Annotated in this window: 4 protein-coding genes; all 4 read right to left on the bottom strand. The window is 63.7% G+C overall.

Translation table 11 applies throughout. The features are described 5' to 3' along the window. Positions 1-436: nickel-dependent hydrogenase large subunit (locus MLE18_RS17800; protein WP_243440146.1), on the bottom strand; the 436-nt coding region annotated here is incomplete at its 3' end. 27 nt (positions 437-463) lie between these two features. After that, complete coding sequence (locus tag MLE18_RS17805) at positions 464-1,420, bottom strand: hydrogenase small subunit (protein WP_272881757.1); 957 nt, start codon at positions 1,418-1,420, stop codon at positions 464-466. A 118-nt stretch (positions 1,421-1,538) separates the two neighbouring features. Beyond that, positions 1,539-1,832 carry a hypothetical protein gene (locus MLE18_RS17810; RefSeq protein WP_243440147.1) on the bottom strand — a complete coding sequence of 98 codons (294 nt, stop codon included), beginning with the start codon at positions 1,830-1,832 and terminating at the stop codon, positions 1,539-1,541. A gap of 299 nt (positions 1,833-2,131) precedes the next feature. After that, positions 2,132-3,384, bottom strand: a 1,253-nt coding sequence (locus MLE18_RS17815) for a nickel-dependent hydrogenase large subunit (protein ID WP_243440148.1), incomplete at its 5' end; no start/stop codon positions are given.

The raw sequence follows: 3,384 nt of genomic DNA on the forward strand, positions 1-3,384 counted from the left end.
GCAGGAACTGGGTGCCCTGCAGCAGATTGCGAACGATCTGCGCGTTGGCGGGCACGGTCAGCTTCATGGCGTTTTCGATGGCGGTGGTGGAGGCCTGCAGGTGAATGTAGGTGCACACGCCGCACAGGCGCTGGGTGATCAGGGGCGCGTCGCGGGGGTCGCGGCCGGCCAGGATCATTTCGATGCCACGGAACAGGGTGGCCGAGGACCAGGCAGATTCGATGGTCCCGTTGGTGCCGACCTTGGCGTCGATGCGCAAGTGGCCCTCGATGCGGCTGATGGGGTCCAGCGTGATGTTGGCGCCGGCGCTGCCGCCGGTGCCGGTGGTGTTCGTCAACAGCAAATTGAGAGCGGGCTGCATAGCTGCGGCAGTCGTGGCCGCGGTGTTGGCGGCCGGGGCCGCGCCGGCGAGAACGCTTCCGGTGGTGGTTGCCATATGCTTAGACTCCTTGGGGAATTTTGATTAGTCGCCGCCAGCGGCAACGGCTTGGATCTTGCTGTGGTTGCTCGAAGCGAACTGGGTGCCGAAGCTGCTGCTGTAGAACGAGGTGTTGGCGTCCCAAAAGTTCGGGTTGGAGCAGCCGATGCAGTGGTGGTTGGCCTGGATGTCCCAGGAAGTGCCGTCGTTGAACTTGGCGGTGGGGCAGTTGTTATAGGTAACCTTGCCCCTGCAGCGGTAGTCCTCGAGGCAGCCGTGGGGCCTGGGGCACTGGCTGTGCACGGTCTTGCCGAAGGCGAAGGTCGGGCGGCCGTTGGAATCCAGCGCAGGGAGGGTTCCCTTGAGCAGGTAGCTGGTGAGCACCCCCGCCAGGTTGTAGGGGTTGGGGGAGCAACCGGGGATGTTCACCAGGGGCACGCTGCCCAGGATGCCCAGGTCCCTCACTCCCTTGGCCCCGGTGGGGTTGGGCTTGGCGGCGGCCAGGCCGCCGTAGGAAGAGCAGGTGCCGTAGGCGATGACGGCCTTGGCCTTGGGCAGCACGCGCTGGGCGATGGAGAGCATGGTCTCGCCGCCGATGGTGCCGTAGGCGCCGTTGTTGGCCGTGGGGATGGAGCCTTCCACGATGGCGAAGAACTGGCCCGCGTTGGCGTTGACCACGTCGGCCAGGTGGCCGGTGGCGGCCAGGCCGGCGGCGGCCATCAGGGTCTCGTGGTACTCCAGGGAGATGGTGTCCAGGATCAGGCTGTCAGGCGTGGGGGTGGACATGCGCAGCAGGGACTCGGTGCAGCCTGTGCATTCGCTGAAGTTCAACCAGACCACGATGGGCTTGGGTCCGGTCAGCGCTCTGGCCACTTCGGCCATGCCCGTGGGGCCAAGCCCGATGGTGACGGCCACGGCCGAGCAGAACTTCAGGAAGGAGCGCCGGGATACTCCCGGGGGGCAGGGAATGTTTTTGGCGGAGGTCGATTTGCGTGCGTTCATAAGGACTCCTCGTAGGTGGACCGGTTATCTCGTGAACAGGGTTCGACCCATTCCAATGCTCAGTCCGTTCGGATTTGGGTCCCCCAGAGGCTCCGGCACTTCCCGGAGAGGAGGACGATCACCGCGCTGTGTCACAAATTAAAACTTTGTTGGTGAGCGTCGGCGTTAATAATAATTCTTGATTCGTGGAGAGGGAAGAGCTCACACGGGAGAAATTTGAGCCTTCGGAAAATTTTCTATTCTGCCACAAATCGGAGGCCATTGCCAAGGCAAAAACGGCCTGCAATCGCTCTCTAGCGAGGTTTTTCTCAGCACGGAATAAAAAACGAATAGTATTAATTCCTTGTAATAGCCGGTTCATCTCTGCCTGCGGCGAGAACCTTCCGTTTTTTTCTTGAAAGTTTTCACGCACGGCTGTCTCCTTTCCAACCGATTTGAGCCGCCCCCCCCTTGCCCAAGCCCGGGAGGCAGCGCCCCGCCTCACTTTTCTGACTGCCCTGCCCGGACGCGGGTTGCCCCGGCGCCGGCTGAGGCCCGGTTGCATGTCAATTTGGGTAGTCCCGGATTCTGTCAGGCTGATGATGAACAAACCTTACAAACGGAAATGAGGTCAGGTGCCCACTGTTATGAGAACGCGATCCCGTGGTTCGCCCAGAAACAAAAGGGGCCCCCAGGTGGGGGCCCCTGTTGCAGTACTGTGGCGGCTTCGCCTTAACGGACGGTGACCAGCGTCTCGGCCTTTCCTTCGGCGTCGATCAGGTGCACGCCGCAGGCGATGCAGGGGTCGAAGGAGTGCACCAGGCGCAGGATCTCCAGCGGGCTGGCGGAGTCCGCAATGGGCAGGCCCACCATGGACGCCTCCACCGCGCTGGGCACGCCCTGGGCGTCGCGGGGGCCGAAGTTCCAGGCGGAGGGCACCACCATCTGGTAGTTCTTGATCCTGCGGTTGCCGTCGGTGGAGAGCCAGTGGCCCACCGCGCCGCGAGGAGCCTCGCCCAGGCCGACGCCCGTGCTGTTGGCGGGCACGGTGTTGCTGGCGTAGGTCGAGAGGTTATTGGCGCTGATGTTGCTCTTCAGGGTGTTGAGCCAGCCCACCATGGCGTTGCCGAGAACCTGGGTCTCGATGGCCCGGGCAGCGGTGCGCCCGATGACCGAGAACATGTCGTTGACGGTCAGGCCCAGGGTCTTGAGCAGGGAGTCGACAGCGGGTTTGATCTGGGCGTGGTTCTTGCCGTAGGCCACCATCACGCGGGCCAGCGGGCCGACCTCCATGGGCTTGCCCTGGTAGCGCGGGGCCTTGAGCCAGGAGTACTGGGCCGACTGGTTGTAGCCGGTGTAGCTCGGGGTGGTCACGCCGGAGGCCGGGTTGAGCGGGCTGGACTTGGCATACCAGGCGCGGGAGACGTCCTCGGTGATGGAGGCGATGTTCACGGCGGCCACGCTGGTGACTGCCTTGTTCATGATCACGCCGCCGGGCATGAAGTTGTTGCCGGAGCCGTACTTGTCCGTGGGGAACTCGCCGAAGGCCAGCAGGTTGGGGAAGCCGCCGATCTTGGCCCACTCGGGGTACTGCTTGGCCAGGTAGACGACATCAGGAATGTAGAAGTTCTTGATGAAGTTGTTGGTGGCGGTCAGCTGGGTGGTGAAGTTGGTGATGTTCGCCGCCACGGCCAGTTCGTTGCCGCTGGTCACGCCGCCGGGGATGGTGACGTGGGGGTGCGGGTTCTTGCCGCCGAACAGGGCCATCATCTTGGCGGTGTTGGCCTGCTGGGCCAGGGCCTGGAGGTAGTGGGCCACGAACACCAGGTTGGCTTCCGGCGAGAGCTTCATGGCCGGGTGGCCCCAGTAGCCGTTGGAGAACGGACCCAGCTGCCCGGAGTTGACCAGGTTTTTCAGCTTGGTCTGCACGGCCACGAAGTCGATGGTCGGGGCCGAGGGCGAGATCTGCAGGGCCAGGGCCGCGG

The organism is Fundidesulfovibrio soli, from assembly GCF_022808695.1.
GTDB lineage: Bacteria > Desulfobacterota > Desulfovibrionia > Desulfovibrionales > Desulfovibrionaceae > Fundidesulfovibrio > Fundidesulfovibrio soli.

Excerpts from the sequence above, each read along its gene's own strand:
- MLE18_RS17805 (WP_272881757.1), bottom strand. The coding sequence starts at position 1,420 with ATGAACGCACGCAAATCGACCTCCGCCAAAAACATTCCCTGCCCCCCG.